Raw genomic sequence first — 22,009 nt, forward strand, 5'->3', positions numbered from 1 at the left:
GGATTTTCTTTCTCTGCATTTTTACTTTGGTGATTTTTCTGGCGTCGCCGGTTTTTTCTTACGCTGATACACATCTACAGCTTGGTTGTGTGCTTCAAGTGTGCTTGAAAACACATGGGTACCATCGTTGCGTGACACGAAATAGAGATAACTCACACTAGCGGGTTTAGACACTGCCATCAGTGAGGCTTTACTCGGTGCTGCAATCGGCGTTGGCGGTAATCCAAAAATACGGTAAGTGTTAAAAGGTGTCTCTTCGACTAAATCTTTACGGGTGATATTGCCCTTATAGCGTTCGCCCATGCCATAAATAACCGTCGGGTCGGTTTGCAGACGCATGCCTTGATTAAGACGATTAACGAATACTCCGGCAATTTGGTCGCGCTCATGGGCTTGGCCGGTTTCCTTTTCGACTATCGATGCCAAAATCAGCATTTCATAGGGGGATTTTAACGGCAAATTCGGCGCCCGTTCTGCCCACGCTTTGGCAAGCTCTTGCTCCATCATCTTATAGCTTTGAGTCAGCAGGACTTTAACATCCGCCTCAGCAGTATAATGATAGGTGTCGGGGAAGAATTTACCCTCTGGCAAACCTGAATCATCGCCCTGCGCCATCAATACGGCGGCAAACACCTCTGGTGACATCTGTAAATGCGGCGCGCTGGCAAGTTGTTGTTCCCATTCAACGATGGTTTTACCTTCAACTAATGTCAAACTGAAGGTTTTCACTTTTCCGGCAATCAAATCATTCAGCAAATCGGTAATGGTTTGTGAAGGTGAGATTTCGTAAAGTCCCGAGCGGATCTTAGCAAGCTCAGGGCGGAACTTAAGTAACCACTTGAGTTTCCACGTGTCTTGAATCACGCCATCGTCGGCAAGTTGCTGCGCAAGCTGGTTGACGCTGGTACCGCGTTCAACGGTCAGCTCTTTAGGCTCGCTGAGACTCAGCGGCGTTTGACTGTATTCGATGACGGTTTGATAGCCCCAAAAGGCGCCCAAACAGACTAATGTCAGCAAGGTCAACAAGGTTGAACTGGCGATAAGAATGAGTTTTTTCATAGGGTGAGTGAAAGTGTCTGTCTAAGTTGCGCGGTAATCGGAGCACGGCTGAACTTGAGCGAATCTATCGCCAGCACATCCACAATTCCTAAAACGCTGTTAGTGATAAACGCTGAGTCAAATTCAATTAAACGCTCGGCGCCAACGGGCAAACATTCGATATTCATGTTCTGTTCAAGCAAGGCTATCATAACCTGTTCGCGCATCACACCCGCCACGCCGCACAGGGCTAATGAAGGGGTTATAACGCGATTGCCTTTGATAAAAAACACATTCGCCATCGAAGATTCAATCACATTGTCTTCGATATCGTTAACTAACCAGTCATCAAACCCCTGAGGTAAAGGGTGGGATTTTATTAAGACTTGTTCGAGTCGATTTAAATGCTTCATCCCAGCCAACAAGGGCTGCAAACCCAATCGTATCGAAGAGGTTTTAAGGCAAATGCCCGCTTGCTGCCACTTTGCATAATGGCTTGGAATAGCATGAACTGAGACGATTTCGGTAGGATTAACCGTTTCTGGTGGTGTGTAACCACGGCCACCAACACCACGGGAAACGATTAACTTAATGCAATGATGTGGATATTCAATGGCTAAGGCATGAAGCTGCTGTTGCAGTGCTTCACTCATTTGCCATTGAAACCCAAGCCTTGCGGCGCCTGCGGTTAAACGAGCATGATGGGCGTTGAAAAACAAAATCCCCTCAGCGCCTGTCCGCATAGTCGCAAACAAGCCATCACCATAGGCAAGCCCTCGATCGGAAGGGTCGACACTCGCCTGCGATGCGCCATTCACCCAAAACACTTGTGTTAGTCCTGACTGATACGGCTGGCGACCGCTTCTTGCTGATCTTTATACTTGGCACTTTTACGGGTGTTATAAGGACGTGCAACCGCATGATTGAGGCGTTCAAAGTTAAGCGCGCCTATGGTCATACGTGGACGCAGGGCCAAAGGTAACTTACCGCTGTTATAGAACTCGAGCACGATTTTACCCTGCCAACCTGGATCGATACGGTGCGCAGTCACATGTACCATAAGACCTAAACGCGCCAATGATGAACGACCATCGAGCCAACCGACGATATCGGCGGGCAGCGTCACGCTCTCGTAAGTCACCGCCAAGGCCAATTCGCCAGGATGCAGGAAAAACGCTTCGCCATCAGGGATTTCGATAATTTCACTCATCACCCGATCAAGCGCAGCTTGCATCTCGACGCTTGGGCCACTCAAGTCGATATAAGGCGCAGTATGATCTTTAAACACGCGAAACTGTCCACCTAAGCGCACATCAACACTGACGCCTGAAATAGCTTCTATGCCGGGGCGAGGTTCTATTACGATAGTGCCGTTATCAAGGGCCTGTTCAATTTCGATATCGGTTAAGCGCATCTTGCCTATTACTCCTTGAGTTTTTATGTCGTTATTTTGCCAGTAAATGTTGGATACGAGTTTTTAAAATATCGGTCGCAATACGATTCTTACCGCCACGGGGAACGATAATATCGGCGTATTGTTTCGACGGTTCGATAAACTGTAAGAACATAGGACGCACGGTTTTCTTGTACTGAGAAATCACAGATTCCATCGTACGACCGCGTTCAGCCACATCACGGGTTAGGCGACGTAGGAAACAAATGTCCAGCGGTGTGTCCATAAACACACTCGCGTCCATCAACGCACGTAATTTAGGATCGGTCAGCAGTAAGATACCTTCTAAAATGATCACCTTTTTCGGTGTCATCGTCAGGGTTTCTGCTATACGAGTGTGTTCTGTGTAGCTATAACAAGGGATATCAACAGCTTCGCCAGACTTGAGCAACTGTAAATGGGTGCACAACAGTTGATGGTCCAACGCTTTTGGATGATCGTAATTCGTTAATACCCGTTCATCCATGGATAAATGACTCTGATCGCGATAGTACGCGTCTTCATTAATTACCCCAATTTGATCTGTGCCTAAATCGCGGCGTAATTCGTCAAAAATCGTTTTGGCAATTAAACTTTTGCCCGATGCTGACGCGCCAGCAATTGCAATAATGACACACTGCTGAGAATTCATACCCTTAAACCTTACTCGTCATCTGAAACACTAATAGAAACTGTTTTCTGGCTTTGCTTTAAAGCCAATTCTGCGCCCACTTTACGGGCAATTTCCCGATAAAGTGCGGCTACTTCACTGTCTGGATCGGCAAAGACCGTCGGTGCACCGTTATCCATGGCTTCACGGATATTAATGTGCAACGGCAAGGCGCCTAGCAGTGGAACTTGATAACGCTCGGCGATTTTACTGCCACCGTGTGTTCCAAATGGATGTTCTTTATGGCCACACTCGGGACATAAATGGAAACTCATGTTTTCGACGATACCTAGCACAGGAATGTTCACTTTCTGGAACATATTGATGCCCTTCTTGGCATCGGCCAGCGCGATATCCTGCGGCGTAGTGACGATAACAGCACCACTCACCGGTACTTTTTGCGACAGGGTTAATTGAATATCACCCGTACCCGGCGGCATATCGACGACTAAATAATCCAGCTCTGGCCATTGGGTTTCATTGAGCAGTTGCGCTAGCGCCCCCGCTGCCATTGGGCCACGCCACACAGCGGCTTCATCACCGCTGAGCATAAACCCAATCGATTGCGCGGCAATGCCATGGGCACTGGCGGCGGTCATGTGTTTGCCATCGGGGGAAAGCGGTCTGAAATCAGGAATACCTAGCATCATAGGCACTGACGGGCCGTAAATATCCGCATCAAGAATACCCACCTGCGCGCCTTCAGCCGCGAGGGCCAAAGCTAAGTTCACCGCTGTGGTTGACTTACCCACACCGCCCTTACCTGAGGCAACGGCAATCACTTGCTTCACATTGGCAATCGGTGCGATAGAAGATAACGCTGAATAGGCTTTTGGTTGAAAATCGATTTCACATTCGACTTCATCAATAGCATCGAGCACTGCTAGCTTATTCGTCAGCGCCATGACAGTGTCGCGATACTGGGTCATGCAAGGGTATGGATAGGCTAAGCCAAGCTGCAAACGCTTACCTTCCAACGCCAGTTTATTTACGCATCCTGCGCTCACTAACCCTTTCGCGAGATACGGGTCAACAAATGAATCGAGAATAGCCAGAACTGGCCCGAGAAGATCGTCATTTAGACGATAATCAGTTTGAGTTGAAGACAAAAGAATTACCCCCACCAATAAATTTGCCCAAGTGTACCAGATAATGCAGAAAACATTAGCGCAGATTTAGCTCAATCGGCTCAGCTTTTGATGAAAATCATCCTGTAATCGGTTAGTATCTCTACCAATATTTTTGGCCCACCACGATATTTGAGACAAGATGGCAACTTCACAACGTAAAATTCTCGTGACCAGCGCACTTCCCTACGCAAACGGACCGATACATTTAGGTCACATGTTGGAATACATCCAGACAGATATCTGGTCGCGTTATCAAAAGCTTCGTGGACATGAGTGCCACTATATTTGTGCCGATGATGCCCATGGCACGCCGATCATGCTTAAAGCCCAGCAATTAGGCATAGCGCCTGAAGATATGATCGCCCAAGTGAACAAAGAACATCAGCAGGATTTCGCCGATTTTAATATCGCCTTCGATAATTATCACAGCACCCACAGTGAAGAAAACCGCGTGCTGGCGAGTGATATTTACTTAAAACTGCGGGCGAATGGCTATATCAAGAGCAAGAGCATTTCTCAGCTGTTCGATCCTGAGAAATCCATGTTCCTACCTGACCGCTTCGTAAAAGGTACTTGTCCTAAGTGTAAATCGCCCGATCAATACGGTGACAACTGTGATGCCTGCGGCGCGACTTACAGCCCAACTGAACTGATCAATCCAAAATCAGCGGTATCGGGTGCAACGCCAGTGATGAAAGACACTGAGCACTTTTTCTTTGACCTGCCGGCCTTCGAAGGCATGCTCAAAGAGTGGACTCGCTCTGGCGCACTGCAAGTCGAAATGGCCAATAAACTCGACGAATGGTTCGAGCAAGGTCTGCAGCAATGGGATATCACCCGTGATGCACCGTATTTTGGTTTCGAAATTCCCGATGCGCCAGGTAAGTATTTCTACGTTTGGCTAGATGCGCCTATCGGCTACATGGGTTCGTTCAAAAACCTGTGTGACAAACGCCCAGAACTGAGCTTCGATGAATTTTGGAGTAAAGATTCTACTGCTGAGGTTTATCACTTCATCGGTAAAGACATAGTCTACTTCCACAGCCTCTTCTGGCCAGCCATGCTACACGGCTCAGGTTATCGTCAGCCAAACAGCGTCTATGCCCACGGCTATGTGACGGTCAATGGCGCGAAAATGTCAAAATCAAAAGGCACCTTTATCAAGGCGCGCACCTATTTAGACCACTTAGATCCTGAATATTTACGTTACTACTACGCGGCCAAACTCAGCAGTCGTATCGACGATTTAGATTTAAATCTGGAAGATTTCGCCCAGCGCGTGAACTCAGACTTAGTCGGTAAGCTAGTGAACTTAGCCTCGCGCACCGCAGGTTTTATCACTAAACGCTTCGATGGCAAGCTCGCGAAAATCGCTGATACTACGCTGACCGAAGCGTTTTTAGCCAAGCAAGACGTGATTGCCGATTTTTACGAGTCGCGCGAATACGGCAAAGCGATGCGCGAAATCATGGCGCTGGCGGATATTGCCAACGGGTTTGTGGCCGATGCTGCACCTTGGCAAATGGTGAAACATGACGATCAACAGGAAGCGGCACATCAAGTGTGTTCAAACGCCTTGAATCTGTTCCGTATTCTCGTGACGTATCTAAAACCTGTATTACCACGTTTAGCCCAAGATGTAGAAGCATTCTTCCAATTGCCACTCACTTGGGATGCATTGAGCCAAGATTTAGCGGGTCATGAAATCGCCCCATTCAAGGCAATGATGCAACGTGTTGAGCTGGATAAAGTCAATGCTATGGTTGCCGACTCCAAGGATAACCTGCAAGTCACGGCCGATGCACCAAAGACGGCTCCCGTTGAAAAAGCGGTTGAAGCTTCAGCGGTTAGCAATGAACCGCTGGTTGACGATCCTATCAGTGAGACCATCAACTTTGATGATTTTGCAAAAATCGACCTGCGTATCGCTCGCATCGTTAAAGCCGAGCATGTTGCAGACGCCGACAAGTTACTCAAGTTACAACTCGACATCGGTGGTGAAACGCGCCAAGTGTTTGCTGGGATCAAATCGGCTTATTCGCCAGAAGATCTCGAAGGCAAGTTGACTGTAATGGTTGCTAACTTAGCGCCACGTAAGATGCGTTTTGGCATGTCAGAGGGTATGGTGTTAGCTGCTGGCCCTGGTGGCAGCGACCTGTGGATTCTAGAACCCCATGAAGGCGCACAGCCTGGCATGCGTGTTAAGTAATCTGCGCTAGACAACGCTCGAAAAATCAATAAGGCCGCATTTTATGTGGCCTTATTTGTTGGTATCGATTGTTTGAGCCTATTTGTGGCTTCGAGTGTCACTTTGTCTTTTAAAAGACTGAGTTTACGCCACTAGGTTTAGCTGACAGGTTTAAGCGACTGCTTTAAGTGACAGGTTTCAGAGATCGAGTTAATGCTCGTATTTCTATCGACAAGGCATTTGCTGCAGTGTGATATTCATATCTGTGACCAATCTAAAATCAACGCAGTGTTCAGTGAATCATTCGAGGAGTAGTTATGGGAAATATCGTTGAGCAGTTGCTGTTTTCTGCCTCGATTACGGGTCCAATTTGTTTGATGTTAGCGCTCGGTGTGATCCTAAAACGCACCCAAATCATCAATGAAAACTTTATTGATGTCGCATCAAAACTAGTCTTTAACGTGACGCTGCCAGCCTTGCTGTTCCTTAGCATTATTAGCTCCAATCACGATCTCGCCTCCAGTGCGCCCTTAATTGGCTATGGTTTAGCGGCCAATTTCCTGTTTTTTATACTCTCCACCTATGCAACTGGGCAGCTATTTCCCAAGCACAAAGACCAAGGCGTGATCATTCAAGGGGGATTCAGGGCCAATACCGCGATTATCGGCTTAGCCTATGTTTCCAACGCCTATGGCAGTTCTGGTGTTGCTTTAGCTGCGGTTTATGTCGCCTCGATGACGCTGCTCTACAATATTCAAGCGGTTATTTGCCTCAGCCCTAAAGGCGAAGAATCCAGCCAACGCGCATTTGGCGTGATTATTAAAACCATTACCAAAAACCCGCTGATCATTGCCATTATGGTCGGCATGTTGTTCTATTTACTTGCTATTCCAGTACCGAAAATGGTGCTCGATGCGGGCCAATACTTTGCCAATATGACCCTGCCACTAGCGCTACTGTGCACTGGCGGTTCGCTCGATATTGGTTCACTCAAACATGAAAAGTATTCAACTTGGTTCTCGACCGCATTAAAACTGATCTTTGCCCCGCTTTTTCTTACGATTGGGGCCTTGCTGTTGGGCTATCGAGGGATTGAGTTAGCGCTGGTCTTTTTAATGAGTTCTGCCCCCACCGCAGCCGCCAGCTATGTGATGGCACGCGCCATGGATGGCAATGCACCCCTTGCAGCCAATATTATCGCGCTGACCACAGTCTGCTCGTTGATCACGTGCACCTTAGGCATCTTTGTATTGTCCACTTTGGAGCTGATCTAGCTGCTGCTAAAGGCTAAGAGCTGATTGCTAAATCAGCTAGAGGAACAAGTTTGAGTGCTGATAAATAACCATAACTCACAGTAAAAAAGGCGAGCCATGCTCTAATGCCGTTCACTTAAGAGTGAACGGCATTTTCTTTGCTTTAACCGGAAATTATTTTTGCTTATTTTATGAACTCTTGAATAAACACTTTCCCATTTAACATCCAACTTAAATTGCCGCGCATTTCGTTCTATATCCAATACGTATCTGGGGACATTGCGCGGTGTTTATGATGGCAGTTGTGTCAACTTGAAGATGATATAACTCGCTGTATCACGAAAAATCAGTTGATTGCAATGGACTGATTGCAAGCTTCTAGCTATTAGTAACATATTGTATTTAATGATATTGCAACCCAGAAGCACACCCCGCAGCTCTTGAGTCACCCGCTCATATTGAGTTCCTTTCTTCATTGGCGCTGCGAGCAACATAATCTACCTGAACTCGATGTATGGACTCCACCAAACTACAGTCGTAAGTTGGTGTCAACCAAAACAAAAGGAGTCCAGACTTGAGTAAGCCTACAATAATATCTCTCGACCTTGCAAAAAAAAGTCATTCAAGTTTGTAAAGTGAATCCATATGGTGAGTTGTTATTCAATAAAGCCATGTCACCACAAAAAACGAAAGACCTTCTTGCCAACTCTCCCCCTTGTGTAGTTGCTATGGAAGGCTGTGCTAGCTTTCACTACTGGGCTCGAGTCGCACAATCATTTGGGCATGAAGTCAGAGAGATGGCACCTAAAAAAGTAAAACCCTCTATCAGCAATCAAAAAACAGACGCTAATGATGCTATCGGCATTGCCATCGCATCAACACAGTTAGGAATGACTTTCTGCCAGGTTAAAGACCTATCACAACAGAACATTCAAGCGATTCAAATCAGCAGAAAATGGTTCGACCGAACAATCACATCACTGGGTAACCACATACGAGCGTTGAGTTTTGAATATGGCGCTATCATCACGTTAGGTAAAAAGTCATTAAGGCAAGCCATCACTCACTTTATTTCGCCAGAATCAACAGACTTACCTGAGCAAATCAAACCATTGCTCATGATTTTATGGCAACAATATCAAACAACAGAAGAGCACTACAAAGCGGTAACGTTACAGTTAAAGCAGTGGGTCACTCAATCAGAACTTTGTAAACGCTTGATGAAACTCGAAGGCGTTAGTCATATTGGTGCAGCCGGTTTACTGGCTTGCTTAGGTGACTGTCAGGTTTTAAGAATGGCCGGGATGTGGCTGTCTTCGTTGGTGTTCCCCCTAAACAACACAGCAGTGGAGGTAAGGTTGTTATGATTGGAATAAATAAGCACGGTGGCGATAAATACCTGCGTTCAATCCTCTATCAACCTGTTTATCCCGACAGCGTTAACAACGCTACAATCTCGATAAGGACAGAGGGTACGAATAGATCATTGGTTAAAAGATAGCTTCTTCAATAAAAAACCGTATATACGTGCGCATCTAATCTTTTTGTCAAAGCAATTGCTAAACAGGTGGAGTCCATATATGGGATAAACTGTTGAGCTAATAGCCCTCCAAGTGATCGGATCTTTCGACCAAGAGAAACTCCATCACACCGGAGGGAATATGCATAAATTAGTGGAAGTGTTTTGCGATGTCGATGATTTTTTGCGCTGTTTTCATTCCTGAATGGGGAAAAAAACCTGTTAACCGATGGTACACGCAAGCGTCAACGCGCTGGCCGTATTAAGATGAGCGAAGTGATGACCATCATACTTTTTCAGATGTACAACCATCGTAATTTCAAGAACGTCTACATCGGCTATCTCCGTACGTGAAAAAATGTCCGCCGTTCAGATTGAACTAGCAATTTCATTTGCTGAGCAATTTATGAAAATAGGGCAAATTTCCATGGCACAGACCTAAGTAAGATTTGAAAGGCCAATCAACTGTTCTTCCCTTCATATTAGCTAAGCAACATTTCAGTTGTTTTCACCCCATCCAATAATTCTAGAAATTGTCGAACTAACATAGATGATTTTTTACACACCTACACTTGATAACATACCAACTGCCTGTATGCCTAAGATGGGTAGATAAATGCTGAATGAGTGAAAGAATATCACTAAGGTAAAACCGGAAAAAATGATTGGAAGGGAGATTTTAGGCTAAACAACTATATTAAAATCCACATTTGGATCCCAAATAGTTCCCAAAACAAAAACAGCGACTCTTAAGTCGCTGTTTTTGTTTAAGAATTTGGCGGTGAGAGAGGGAGTCGAACCCTCGATACGTTACCGTATACACACTTTCCAGGCGTGCTCCTTCGGCCACTCGGACACCTCACCATATGTCGATTTATGTTAGCGTGGTTAATCTTTCACGTTTAACAATCGCTAGCGATTTCATATAGCCTTGCCGAGAGGCTTTCATCGTTAACGGAGCGGTACTGTACGCAAAAGCCTAAAGGGGGTCAAGTAAAAAAGACTCAGTTTCAGGCGGTTGCACAATTGCTAAACAAACCAGCGTCATTTCCTGAATCTTTTCACCGTTTTATGCCGTTAATTGACGGTAAATTTGTGTACTTCTTTTGACATTAAATTTGCGTCAAACGTTAGGGCTTTGGTCAGTTCCCTAAGCTCATCGGAGATCCTTTGAGTATTAAGGTAAATCTCACTGATCTTCAGTGCATTACGGTTTACGTCTTCGGATACCGCCGATTGCTCATGGGTTGCTGTGGCAATTTGCTCGTTCATTCGATCAATGATGTCGACTTGCTCTACAATACGTTTCAGTTCGATACCCGCTTTCTCAGCTTCATGAACGCTGTTGTTTGCCTGTGCCAAGCCCCTTTCCATGGCTTTTACTGCAATGCTCGCCCCCGTTTTTAATCTGTCGGTCATATTTTTAATATCGGAAGTAGAAGTTTGCGAGCGCTGCGCTAAACTGCGGACTTCATCAGCGACAACGGCAAAACCGCGGCCCATTTCCCCTGCTCGTGCAGCTTCAATCGCAGCATTGAGCGCCAGTAGATTGGTTTGCTCAGCAATACTGCTGATCACATCGAGCACAACGACTATACCGTGGATCTCTTTATCCAATTCATTTATCGCTTGAGATGCACCACTAATATCATCTGCCAAAGCCTTAATTGATATACCTGTACGGCCAACTTCAATGTTACCTGACTTTGCCTCACGATTAGCGGCCGAGGACGCTTCGGATGCCTGTACGGCATTGCTGGCAATTTCGGTCACTGTCGCGCTCATTTCTGTCATAGCTGAGGCTACTTGCTCTGCCTCGCTGTGACCCGCCATCACATCTTGCTCCATGGCGTGGGTACAAAGGTCCATTTGGGCTACCGCTTGCTGTAGCTTCGCGCCGCTAGCACGCACATGTAGGATAACCTTTTCAAAATCACTCATCATGTCGTTAAAGGCGATGGCAAGTTCACCAAACTCATCCGAGCTTGTTTGAGTCAAACGCACACTCAAATCATAATGTTTACGGGCTTGTGTAATAGTCGAATACAAATGATGCACACTGTCGTGCAAGTAGCGGATCACAGATAAACTCAGTATCAAGACTATCGTTAATACTGAGATTAAGGTCGTGAGCACTAAGAACATTTTCTCATTTGCTGAGGATAATCTCTCATGGGTGATCTTGAGTAAATTAGCTGAGACCTGTTGCTCATATTCACGTAATAACTCAATCCGCGCGGTTGATTTACTAAACCAATCTTCTGGGCTTTGTTGTTGAATTTTTTGATTATCTTGCTCAAATGCAATTTGACGTAACAGTTCAACGTCATGCATTGCAGCTGAACTCTGTAAACGGTTAAATGCAGCGGGTAAATCCATTGAGGCTAAGGCTAAAAACCTTTCTTGGTAGGTATTTTGCTCCGAGACTAAAGTGATAAATTTTGCATAAACCTTAGGCTTAAATCCGGCTTGACCAAAGGTTGAGCTGAGTACTGCCCTTTCAATCCCCGCCCTCTCCTTCAATTGCAAAAAGGCACTAAAGGCCGCGGCTTTAATGGCGATTTCTTGGTTGGCGCCAGTTTTAGCGGTTTCATCGACTATCGCCAGTAATATCTTATTTAATTCTGTGTAATAGGCGACTTCGTCGGCAACGCTGATACTTAAACTGTCCACCTGTGAGCGAATTGAATTTAATCGACCTAACTGTGAATTAAGTTCCTTAAGCTTAGGAGCAAATATCGATGGTAGCTGATTTTGGGTGATAAATTGCTGGTAGAGATTCAGCTGTGTATCCGTAAGCTGTCTTTGACTAGGGATTTTCGCGGCAAAGGCTTTTCCCGCAGAGCCAAGAAATCCAGCGCTCATTCCGCGCTCTTTTTGTAATTCGTGCACTAAATTACTGTTTGTCACAGCCAACTCACTCAATTGTACCACTAAGGTTAAATCCTGCTTATATTCATACTTTTCAATGAGGTAAAGGGAGCCGCAGAGGAAACAAGCTAATAAGGGAGGCAAAACGACCATTAATAATTTTTGTTTTAGACTGAGATTACCAATCCATTGCCATTTCATAAAAATTTCCTTTTAAACGAATTTTTAACTAAATTAGCGAACACTAGGTATAGCATAAGATTATGCATAGGACGACTAAGGTTTGTAGAAAAGTAGTCGCTAATATACTGATAAACTGCGACTTCATGCCTTTCTTTAAAGGTGAAAAAAAGCGCCGACTTATTAAGTGCACTCAGGATAAACCGATAAAATTCAAAAAAATTAGCGTACAAATAAAAACGCACAGGAATAATACCTGTGCGTTTATTGATAAAAGTACGATGAATCCTGCGGAGTAATACTTAGCTAAAGAGCTGCGGAAATAATCCCTTAACACCTGCCGCAATCACTTCAATACCTATGGATAGCATTAATAGCCCCATAAGACGGGTAATCACGTTAATCCCCGTCTTACCCAAAATCTTATAGATGATAGATGCCATTCTAAACAGGCCAAAACTGACTAAACCAAACACAATCACAGTGATGAACATGGCAATAATGTTCGACAATGAATTATGCTCGGCGGCAAAGACAATTACTGAACTGATAGCACCAGGTCCCGCCATCAGTGGCAAGGCCAAAGGCACCACCGCCACAGATTCCATTGCCGAGGATTCTCGGTCTTCTTCTTGGTTGCGTTTCACTTCGCCTAATTTACCTTGCAACATCGACATCGCAATAATGGCAATCAAGCTGCCACCCGCGATCCTAAAGGCTGATAACGAAATGCTGAACATATTCAGAATGTGCTGCCCCGCCACAATTGTGACTAAGAGGATCACCACAACCGCAAAGTTGGCCACTTTACCCGTGTGATTCCGCTCAGCCTCCGTTTGATGGCTGGTTAAGCTCACAAACACAGGCAACAACCCGACTGGGTTAATGATGGCAACTAGGCCAAGAAAAAATTTAACGTAAAGAGTTAACTCCAAGGGACTATCCTTATGTGCGTGTCACGCCGTCTTCATCAAAATATGCTTGAGGGCAAGTATAGTATCTCAAGCGCTATTGACTGAAAAATGAGATTTTTGAGGTTAAATCACAACTTCGAATAATATTTAGTTATCGAAGTCGATGCATTTTCAACGCAATTTTAAACAAACAAGTTACCCTAAGTGTAGTTTTATTACATAAAAGCCCGATATTGTCGGTGGTGTCACACTTTCAACGCGGCTTTAGGTGTAATTTTCTACCATAAAGAGGATTTAGTGAATGCCTTGATTCACTAAATCTTTTTAGGAGTATTAATCATGACAGTGACCAATGCACAAGAACTGGATCTCATGGTCGAGCGTGTAGCGAAAGCACAAGCCGAGTATGCGACATTCAGCCAAGCGCAAGTCGATAAAATTTTCCGCGCAGCTGCCCTTGCCGCTGCCGATGCGCGTATCTCGCTGGCGAAAATGGCCGCAGCAGAAACTCGCATGGGTGTCGTTGAAGACAAAGTGATCAAAAACCACTTTGCCTCTGAGTACATTTATAACAAATACAAAGATGAAAAAACCTGCGGGATTTTATCTGAAGACGTCACCTTCGGCACTATCACCATTGCCGAACCTGTGGGTATCATTTGTGGCATAGTACCGACCACGAACCCAACATCGACCGCGATATTTAAGGCCTTAATCAGCCTTAAAACCCGTAACGCAATTATCTTCTCGCCCCATCCTAGGGCCAAATTTTCAACCACAACTGCGGCAAAGTTAGTGCTGGATGCTGCCATAGCTGCGGGTGCGCCTAAAGACATTATTGGCTGGATTGATGAGCCCAGTGTCGCACTGTCGAATCAATTGATGACTCACCCTAAAGTCAATTTGATCCTCGCAACAGGTGGCCCTGGTATGGTGAAAGCCGCCTACTCTTCCGGTAAACCCGCGATTGGCGTAGGTGCGGGTAACACGCCTATTGTTATCGATGAAACCGCCGACATCAAACGCGCGGTCAGTTCGATTCTCATGTCGAAAACCTTCGATAACGGCGTTGTTTGTGCGTCAGAACAAGCTGTGATTGTAGTTGACAGTATTTATGAGCAAGTAAAAGAGCGCTTTATCTCTCACGGTGGCTACATGCTATCGAAGGATGAAACCGCGGCGATGCAGCAGGTCATTTTGAAAAATGGCGGTTTAAATGCCGATATCGTTGGCCAAAGTGCTGCCAGTATCGCGAAAATGGCGGGCTTTGAAGTGCCACACTGGACAAAAGTGTTGATTGGTGAAGTCACCGACATTTGCGACAGCGAAGCCTTCGCCCATGAAAAATTATCGCCATTACTTGGCATGTACCGCGCCACCGACTTTAACGATGCCATGGATAAAGCCGAAGCCTTAGTCGCACTCGGCGGCATTGGCCACACATCAGGGCTTTATACCGACCAAGATACCCAAACAGAACGTGTTCATGCCTTTGGTTTTAGAATGAAAACAGCACGTATTTTGATCAACACCCCAGCTTCACAAGGCGGTATTGGCGATCTGTACAACTTCAAACTGGCACCTTCGCTCACTTTAGGCTGTGGTTCTTGGGGCGGCAACTCGATTTCAGAAAACGTTGGCCCGAGTCATCTAATCAATAAAAAAACCGTCGCTAAGAGGGCCGAAAACATGTTGTGGCATAAGCTTCCTGCATCTATCTATTTCCGCCGCGGTAGTTTGCCCATCGCGCTCGAAGAACTGAGCGATAAAAAACGCGCCTTAATCATCACAGACAGATTTTTGTTCAATCACGGTTATTGCGATGAAACCATGCGGATTTTAAAAGCCCAGGGCCTTGAAACCGAAATTTTTTACGATGTTGAAGCCGACCCCACATTAGCCATAGTCCGTCAAGGCGCTAAGGTGGCCCAAAGCTTTAAACCCGATGTGATAATTGCGCTCGGCGGCGGCTCACCAATGGATGCGGCTAAGATTATTTGGGTAATGTACGAGCATCCAGATGTGGATTTTGCCGATCTAGCATTGCGCTTTATGGACATTCGTAAACGTATCTACAAATTCCCCAAAATGGGCACCAAAGCCATGATGGTGGCAATTCCAACCACTTCAGGCACAGGCTCAGAAGTCACGCCTTTTGCGGTAGTGACAGACGAAATTACCGGTAAAAAATATCCGATTGCCGATTATCAACTCACGCCCAACATGGCGATTATTGACCCAAATCTAGTGATGGACATGCCTAAATCTCTGACCGCCTTTGGTGGCATAGATGCGGTGACCCATGCTCTTGAAGCCTATGTCAGCGTGATGGCAAACGAATATAGCGACGGCCAAGCACTGCAAGCCCTCGACTTACTGTGCAAATATTTACCCGATGCGTACAACTTGGGCTCACAGTCACCTGTCGCCCGTGAAAAAGTCCACAATGGCGCCACCATCGCAGGTATCGCCTTTGCTAACGCTTTCCTCGGGATTTGCCACTCAATGGCGCACAAACTGGGCGCAGAGTTCCATCTCGCCCACGGTTTAGCCAATGCGCTGCTGATCAATAACGTAATACGCTTTAACGCAACGGATCTGCCCACTAAGCAAGCGGCCTTTAGCCAATACGACAGGCCAAAAGCCCTGTGCCGTTATGCTGCCATCGCAGATCACTTGAAACTAGGCGGAAAAACGGATGAAGAAAAAGTCGAAAAATTGCTTGAGAAAATCACACACCTCAAGAAGACGATTGGCATTCCTGCTTCTATCCAAGAAGCCGGCGTCAACGAAGCCGACTTCCTCGCCAAGTTAGATGAATTAGCCGAAGATGCTTTCGATGATCAATGTACAGGTGCCAACCCACGTTACCCATTGATTAACGAGCTGAAACAACTGTTCCTCGATAGCTATTATGGCCGTGACTATAGCGATAACAACTAGGTAATCACCTAACGATGCTAAGCGCGTGCTAAATAAACGTAGCGCGACATAAATGAAAAAGCCCTCGAATGAGGGCTTTTTACTGCGTGATGTTCAGTGAATGATCTAATTAAGGAGTCGATGCATTAATCGATCGCACGTAAAATCACTTCACTAGCCGCTAACTCAACTTACGATCACTAAGCTAATCATTCATAAACTTAATATCACTAAAATGGTCATCACAACAAACTACGACTAACGCTGCGCCAGTACATAATCGATGGCGCTGGTGATGGCCGCAACCTGCGCCAGATTACATTCGGCAGGCGTGGCCGTTGGGCTATCTGGGTACACTTCTGTCGTGGTGTTATAAATACAGCCAGTGACACTGCTGCAAAGTCCTAATGACTTCAGCGGATAGTTAATCACCCCGTGCTGCACCACAGTCGAGCCTATGATCTCGCCTTTCTCGTCGGCAGGAGCAATGTGCGTCACTTTGCTCACGCCATCGATAATGGCTTGTTGGAAAGCATCCATTGAATGTTCGGTATCACCCACAGCATAAAAGCCATCTGGGATAGTGCCTTTGTCATATTCAATGCCATCACGGGCGCACAGCGCTGGGCGAAACTCTAATTCATCTGAATCTGTGGTTTCATGTAAATCCACATGCAGATCAAAACCTTGCTCAACTGAAGTAACGGAAGCAACTAAAGCCATCAAGGCCGCCGATTCTTCTGCTGGGCTGTTGGCATAGAATGAACGGTTTGGATCGATAGCCTTGGGGTTCCAGCGATTAATGGTCTCGTAACCCCAAGGACTCACGCACACGGCAACTACTAAGTTCACCTGTTGCACGTATTTCGCCGCTTCATTCGTTAAAAAGGCCAATGCGCCATGCACACCGCTGGTTTCATAACCATGCACGCCGCCAGTCACCAGCACGGTTGGCTTTTGTGGATCAAACTGCTGGCTCTTCACCGCAAATAATGGGTAACGCTCGGCGTTAATCGATAAGGCGCCATATTGCACAATGCCAAGCCCAAGCACTGACAGCTCTGTTTCCATCGCCTTGAGTGGCGTCACGACATCATCTTGATATGAACGCTTGATTTGGGTGCTCGCAAGCCATGCGGCTTTTTCAGCCTCGCCCCATTTCTCGCCAGCAGTGCCGATGGGATAAAAGGTTAAATTTGCCATAATTCCTCTATTTTTAGTTCTATTAGCTCAATTGAGAGTACTAGTGTTTGGATGAATGAGTGCTGCCAGCCTAAAGCGTCAACTGCATGGGAATATCGCGGATCCCGCCGCGCTCTCGCTCTGCTCCTAATGGCTCAAAGCCAAAACCTAAGTACACAGCTTGTGCATTCAATGCCGAGTTCACGGTAAATACGCCCGGATTGCCTTGGGCTAAACATTGAGTTTTTGCATGTTCCCATAACATTCGCGCTACGCCTTGTCCCTGCGCATGGGAGGCAACAAAAAGATGATATAAGTGACTATTCGCCTTCATCCCCACTACACCTGCAAGTTGGCCCGAGTCCGTTATGGCGACATGATACTGATAACCCATAGCAAAGTAGCTACCAATCGCTTCAATCGACATGGCATTCACTAAGATTGCAGCGCCCTCTTCAGTGCATGTTGGAGCGATAAAGTCTTGGGTTAACTGAGTGAGCAATTCGCTTATTTCAGGGATATCAGCTAAGGTTGCGGCTCGAATATTCATCTTAACTCCTTGATTAAAAATAAATCCATTACATGACGCAATAAAAAGCCAGAACAGAGTCCTGGCTTTTTAAGACACTTGAACAAAAGACGCTTCGCGTAAAACACTTTAATAGTTAATCACATCAAACGACTCGCCGATGATAACCCTATCAGGGCGAGCCTTACGTCTTTCATTACACTGTCATTCACTGTTTGTTATTAAACAGTCTGTTATTCAACAGTCTGTTATTGTGCTGGCAGTTACTGCTTAGTCCAGCGGTCCATCCAACGGAATACATTGGCGTACCATTGCTCTAGGTTTTCAGGTTTTAAGATCCAGTGGTTTTCATCTGGGAAAATCAACAACTCAGATGGAATACCTTTACGCTGCATAAAGCTAAATGCCGCTAAACCTTGATCATAAGGAACACGGAAGTCTTTCTCGCCGTGGATCACCAACATGGGCGTTTTCCAGTTTTCAACATAATTCACTGGGTTAAACTTCTCATATAAGGCTTTGTTATCTGAGTAAGTACCGCCAAATTCATACTCAGGAAACCATAACTCTTCGGTCACATGGTACATAGAACGCATATCGAACAGGCCAGCGTGGTCAACAAGACACTTGAAACCATCGTTCCAGTTACCTTGGATCCAGTTCATCATGTAGCCGCCGTAAGAACCACCGAGCGCACAGGCGTTTTGCGGATCGAGCCATTTTTGTTGTTGGCTTACTGCCGCTAGGCCTTTTTGCAGATCTTCTAATGGCTTACCGCCCCAATCTTGGCTGATAGAATCCGTAAAGGCTTGGCCGTAACCGGTAGAGCCGTGGAAATCCACCATAACAACACCATAGCCTGCACCCGCCCATAACTGCGCGTTCCAACGACCACTGAAGGCATTACCAAATGAACCCTGCGGTCCGCCATGTACTAAGTAGGCAATCGGGTATTTTTTACCTTCTTGGAAGTTAGCCGGTTTGATCCAGTAACCGTAGACGTCTTCGTTATTCCAACCCTTGAAGCTGAACTGTTCAAATTTACCGAACTTGATCTCGGCTAGCTTGTCTTTGTTCACTTCAGTCAGGCGCTTAAGGCCTTGACCATCTGTGGTGATACTGTAGAGATCGCCCGGCTCAACTAAGGTTTTGCTGTCGAAAATCAGTTCATCGTTAGTGACCGCAATTAAGCTGTTTGTGCCATCGCTGTAGATAGAACGCACATCGCCAAATTGAGTATTCACTTGGAAAATAGACACTTGGCCTATGTCTTGCGCCGTGACATACAAGGTACGATTGTCAGGGGCAAACATCAGTGAGCTTGGGCTACGATCCCACAATGGCGCCACTTCTTTGGTTTGGCCAGTAGTCGTATCGCGCAGCATGATGCCGTAACGATCCGCTTCAAAACCCGGCTTCTTCATCGCTAAATAGGCCATGTAACGGCCATCGCTCGAAAACGTTGGCTGTGCATCCCACGCAAGATTGTCTTTGGTTAAGTTCGTTGCAGTGCCGCCAGTGACTGGCACTTGCCACAAATCATAGTTAGTGGTCCAAGCTTGATCTTTGCTTGGCGCTTTCGCGCTATAAACCACAAACTTACCGTCTGGGGTGAAAGTCACTTCTTCCATACCCGAGAATGGTTTTGGCGGCGTTTCAGTGTCTAAACCTTGGGTGACATCAACCACTTTAGTCAGTTTCTCACCGTTGACTGCACCAACAAATAAGTGGCTACGGGCATGATCTTCCCACGTATCCCAATGGCGAACCATTAACTGCTTGTATTCGCGGCCCGTCGATTTACGCTCAGATTCAGCGGTAAATTTATCCTTTGAGCAGGCTAAATCCTTACACTCTGGGAATACGCGCATGCTGAGTACAACTTGCTTACCGTCGTTTGATAGTTTGTAACCATCAATATCCAAAGGTAAATCAGAAACTTGAACCGCTTCACCGCCCGTTAATGACAGTTGGAATAGCTGGCTTGAACCGCTACGACCGGCAAGAAAATAAATCGATTTGTCGTCAGTGGCAAAACTCACATCGTGCTCAGTGCCCGCAGCAGAGGTCAGTTGTAACGGTTTCGCTTTCGTGTCAGTCAGATCCAATAGATACAGATCAGAACTGCCCTCTCCCTTATCGTTTACCGTTTTAAGACCATAAACTAATTTAGTGCCATCGTGGGACACTGTCGCAGAATGCATCTTATTGAGTTTAATGAGTTGTTGCACAGTAAAAGGCGTTGGATCGGCCGCTTGAGCAGATAAGGCCAAGCCTGCGGCGCCGAGCGCCAATAGGAGAGGAGCTATTTTCATTGTTATGTCCGTCTTTGGTTGAACAGGTTCGAGGCTTGCAAATATTCGATAATCATCATTGCTGCAAACACGAATGTTAAAAACGATCTGAGATCGTATCTTTTGAAGATAAGCTTGCCACACTATCGAAACAAAAACGCTCAGGCAAGCCTAATGGCGAACCTGAGCGTATTTTTTTGTGACAAAATGTCAGTGGCGCAACGTTTTACCTAAAGAACAGATATCAGAACTCAAACTTAAGCTATTTTGCTTAAAAAGCCATCAAGTTCAATCCGCTGCATCCCAACCTTTACGCTTTCGCGTTGGCGATATTCACTTTCCAAATTGCAGGGCCAGTTTCATGGGCGTTCACACCATGTGAATCCACAGCCACAGTCACTGGCATATCTTGCACATCAAACTCGTAAATCGCTTCCATACCCAAATCAGCAAAGGCCACGACGCGAGAATGTTTAATCGCTTTAGACACTAAATACGCAGCGCCGCCAACGGCCATCAGATATACCGCTTTGTGCTTTTTGATCGATTCAACTGTCGCAGGGCCGCGTTCAGCTTTACCTATCATGCCCATCAAGCCAGTTTTCTCTAACATTAAGTCAGTGAATTTATCCATACGAGTTGCTGTGGTTGGGCCCGCAGGGCCGACAACTTCAGTGCCTACAGGATCAACTGGGCCAACGTAGTAAATAAACTTACCGGTAAAGTCCACGCCTTCTGGCAGACCTTCACCGCTTTCAATCAGGCTTTGAATGCGCTTATGGGCAGCATCGCGACCGGTGAGCATTTTACCGCTCAACAGAATGGTTTCACCGCTCTGCCACTGCTCGATATCCGCTTGAGTGACAGTATCTAAGTTAACGCGGCGCACATCATCACCCACTTCACGGGTAATTTCTGGCCAATCGGCCAATGATGGCGGCGTTAATTCAGCTGGACCTGAGCCGTCTAAATGGAAATGTACGTGGCGTGTAGCCGCGCAGTTCGGGATCATCACCACTGGCTTTGACGCCGCGTGGGTGGGCGCCGATTTGATTTTAACGTCTAACACTGTGGTTAACCCGCCAAGACCTTGCGCACCTATGCCTAAGTTATTCGCACGCTCAAAAATGTCTAAACGCAGCTTTTCTTCGGTCGTTTGCGCGCCACGGGCCATCAACTCATGAATATCCACGCTTTCCATCAGCGCTTCTTTGGCTAATACGGCGGCTTTTTCTGCCGTACCGCCAATGCCGATACCCAGCATACCCGGTGGACACCAGCCTGCGCCCATCGTAGGTAGCGTTTTTTCTACCCAAGCGGCGATATCATCAGATGGGTTTAACATCACCATCTTAGCTTTGTTTTCACTGCCGCCGCCTTTAGCCGCAATCGCCACTTCGATATGGTTGCCTGGCACCATGTCGATGTGCACCACAGATGGGGTGTTATCTTTGGTATTTTTACGGCTGCCCGCAGGATCTGACACTATGGATGCACGCAGTGGGTTATCGGGATTGGTATAGGCACGACGAACACCTTCGTCGACCATTTCCTGAATTGTCATATCGGTTTTGTCCCATTGGACACCCATACCCACTTTAACGAAGGTGGTGACAATCCCAGTGTCTTGACACAGAGGACGCTTGCCTTCGGCCGACATACGCGAGTTAATTAAGATCTGGGCAATGGCATCCTTCGCCGCCGCACTTTGTTCACGCTCATAAGCTTGGCTCATGGCATCCACAAAATCCTTCGGGTGGTAATAAGAGATGTATTGCAAAGCATCCGCCACACTTTCAATAAAGTCGGCTTGCTTAATCACAGAATTGACAGACATTTCATGGTTAGATGACATAGTAGGAGCGCTCCAGCAGCCTTTGCGGCCTA

16 protein-coding genes, 1 tRNA gene and 2 pseudogenes are annotated in these 22,009 nt (G+C 46.3%); 6 read left to right on the forward strand and 13 right to left on the reverse strand.

The features are described from left to right. Positions 1-21: 21 nt before the first annotated feature. Genes mltG through apbC form a run of 5 tightly spaced genes read right to left on the reverse strand, consistent with a single transcriptional unit; the run spans position 22 to position 4,249 of the window. On the reverse strand, positions 22-1,059 hold the full coding sequence (mltG, locus tag NE536_RS11420) for an endolytic transglycosylase MltG (protein WP_012089387.1): 1,038 nt from the start codon (positions 1,057-1,059) through the stop codon (positions 22-24). After that, a complete protein-coding gene (gene pabC / locus NE536_RS11425; protein WP_261272756.1) occupies positions 1,056-1,865 on the reverse strand; it encodes an aminodeoxychorismate lyase in 810 nt (269 codons plus the stop codon). The genes mltG and pabC overlap by 4 nt, the downstream gene beginning before the upstream one ends. 5 nt (positions 1,866-1,870) lie before the next feature. Further along, complete coding sequence (gene dcd, locus NE536_RS11430) at positions 1,871-2,452, reverse strand: dCTP deaminase (protein ID WP_006081925.1); 582 nt, start codon at positions 2,450-2,452, stop codon at positions 1,871-1,873. A 31-nt stretch (positions 2,453-2,483) separates the two neighbouring features. Next, on the reverse strand, positions 2,484-3,122 hold the full coding sequence (udk, locus tag NE536_RS11435) for a uridine kinase (RefSeq protein WP_006081926.1): 639 nt from the start codon (positions 3,120-3,122) through the stop codon (positions 2,484-2,486). 11 nt (positions 3,123-3,133) lie between these two features. Continuing rightward, the gene (gene apbC / locus NE536_RS11440) at positions 3,134-4,249 is read right to left on the reverse strand and encodes an iron-sulfur cluster carrier protein ApbC (RefSeq protein ID WP_261272757.1); all 1,116 of its coding nucleotides are present in this window, start codon (positions 4,247-4,249) and stop codon (positions 3,134-3,136) included. A gap of 160 nt (positions 4,250-4,409) precedes the next feature. Between apbC and metG the strand changes: the two genes are divergently transcribed. Further along, positions 4,410-6,479, forward strand: coding sequence for a methionine--tRNA ligase (gene metG, locus NE536_RS11445; RefSeq protein ID WP_261272758.1), 2,070 nt, complete (start codon positions 4,410-4,412; stop codon positions 6,477-6,479). Positions 6,480-6,775: 296 nt separating this feature from the next. Next, a complete protein-coding gene (locus NE536_RS11450; RefSeq protein ID WP_261272759.1) occupies positions 6,776-7,732 on the forward strand; it encodes an AEC family transporter in 957 nt (318 codons plus the stop codon). A 115-nt stretch (positions 7,733-7,847) separates the two neighbouring features. On the opposite strand, the pseudogene NE536_RS11455 reads toward NE536_RS11450, so the two are convergent. Next, a pseudogene (locus NE536_RS11455) lies at positions 7,848-8,166 on the reverse strand (IS4 family transposase); the annotation flags it as partial. A 150-nt stretch (positions 8,167-8,316) separates the two neighbouring features. Between NE536_RS11455 and NE536_RS11460 the strand changes: the two are divergent. From NE536_RS11460 to NE536_RS11465, 3 genes and pseudogenes are all read left to right on the forward strand, one after another. Continuing rightward, complete coding sequence (locus tag NE536_RS11460; RefSeq protein ID WP_261272760.1) at positions 8,317-9,078, forward strand: hypothetical protein; 762 nt, start codon at positions 8,317-8,319, stop codon at positions 9,076-9,078. Beyond that, positions 9,018-9,212 (forward strand): transposase, encoded by a 195-nt coding sequence (locus NE536_RS22985; protein ID WP_425347532.1) that lies wholly within the window; start codon positions 9,018-9,020, stop codon positions 9,210-9,212. Before NE536_RS11460 ends, NE536_RS22985 begins: the two co-directional genes overlap by 61 nt. Before the next feature lie 160 nt (positions 9,213-9,372). After that, positions 9,373-9,575 (forward strand): annotated as a pseudogene (locus NE536_RS11465) (IS982 family transposase); the annotation flags it as partial. Between the two features lie 431 nt (positions 9,576-10,006). Here the strand turns inward: NE536_RS11465 and NE536_RS11470 are convergent. The 3 genes from NE536_RS11470 to NE536_RS11480 form a co-directional block, all read right to left on the reverse strand. After that, positions 10,007-10,094: transfer RNA gene (locus NE536_RS11470), tRNA-Ser, on the reverse strand. A gap of 213 nt (positions 10,095-10,307) precedes the next feature. After that, on the reverse strand, positions 10,308-12,302 hold the full coding sequence (locus NE536_RS11475; RefSeq protein WP_261272761.1) for a methyl-accepting chemotaxis protein: 1,995 nt from the start codon (positions 12,300-12,302) through the stop codon (positions 10,308-10,310). 281 nt (positions 12,303-12,583) lie between these two features. Beyond that, positions 12,584-13,216 carry a YchE family NAAT transporter gene (locus tag NE536_RS11480; protein WP_006081420.1) on the reverse strand — a complete coding sequence of 211 codons (633 nt, stop codon included), beginning with the start codon at positions 13,214-13,216 and terminating at the stop codon, positions 12,584-12,586. 318 nt (positions 13,217-13,534) lie between these two features. Here NE536_RS11480 and adhE point away from each other — a divergent pair, with 318 nt between their 5' ends. After that, positions 13,535-16,138, forward strand: coding sequence for a bifunctional acetaldehyde-CoA/alcohol dehydrogenase (adhE, locus tag NE536_RS11485; RefSeq protein WP_261272762.1), 2,604 nt, complete (start codon positions 13,535-13,537; stop codon positions 16,136-16,138). A 237-nt stretch (positions 16,139-16,375) separates the two neighbouring features. Here the strand turns inward: adhE and NE536_RS11490 are convergent, their stop codons facing one another. From NE536_RS11490 to NE536_RS11505, 4 genes are all read right to left on the reverse strand, one after another. Further along, entirely contained in the window at positions 16,376-17,320 is a 945-nt protein-coding gene (locus NE536_RS11490) for a M14 family metallopeptidase (RefSeq protein ID WP_261272763.1), read from the reverse strand. Positions 17,321-17,390: 70 nt separating this feature from the next. After that, entirely contained in the window at positions 17,391-17,849 is a 459-nt protein-coding gene (locus tag NE536_RS11495; RefSeq protein ID WP_261272764.1) for a GNAT family N-acetyltransferase, read from the reverse strand. Between the two features lie 242 nt (positions 17,850-18,091). After that, positions 18,092-20,143: a dipeptidyl-peptidase 5 gene (locus NE536_RS11500; RefSeq protein WP_261272765.1), complete on the reverse strand. Its 2,052-nt coding sequence runs from the start codon at positions 20,141-20,143 to the stop codon at positions 18,092-18,094. A gap of 289 nt (positions 20,144-20,432) precedes the next feature. Further along, a complete protein-coding gene (locus tag NE536_RS11505; protein WP_261272766.1) occupies positions 20,433-21,977 on the reverse strand; it encodes a fumarate hydratase in 1,545 nt (514 codons plus the stop codon). Positions 21,978-22,009: the final 32 nt, after the last annotated feature.

This window comes from Shewanella septentrionalis, from assembly GCF_025370265.1.
Lineage (GTDB): Bacteria > Pseudomonadota > Gammaproteobacteria > Enterobacterales > Shewanellaceae > Shewanella > Shewanella hafniensis.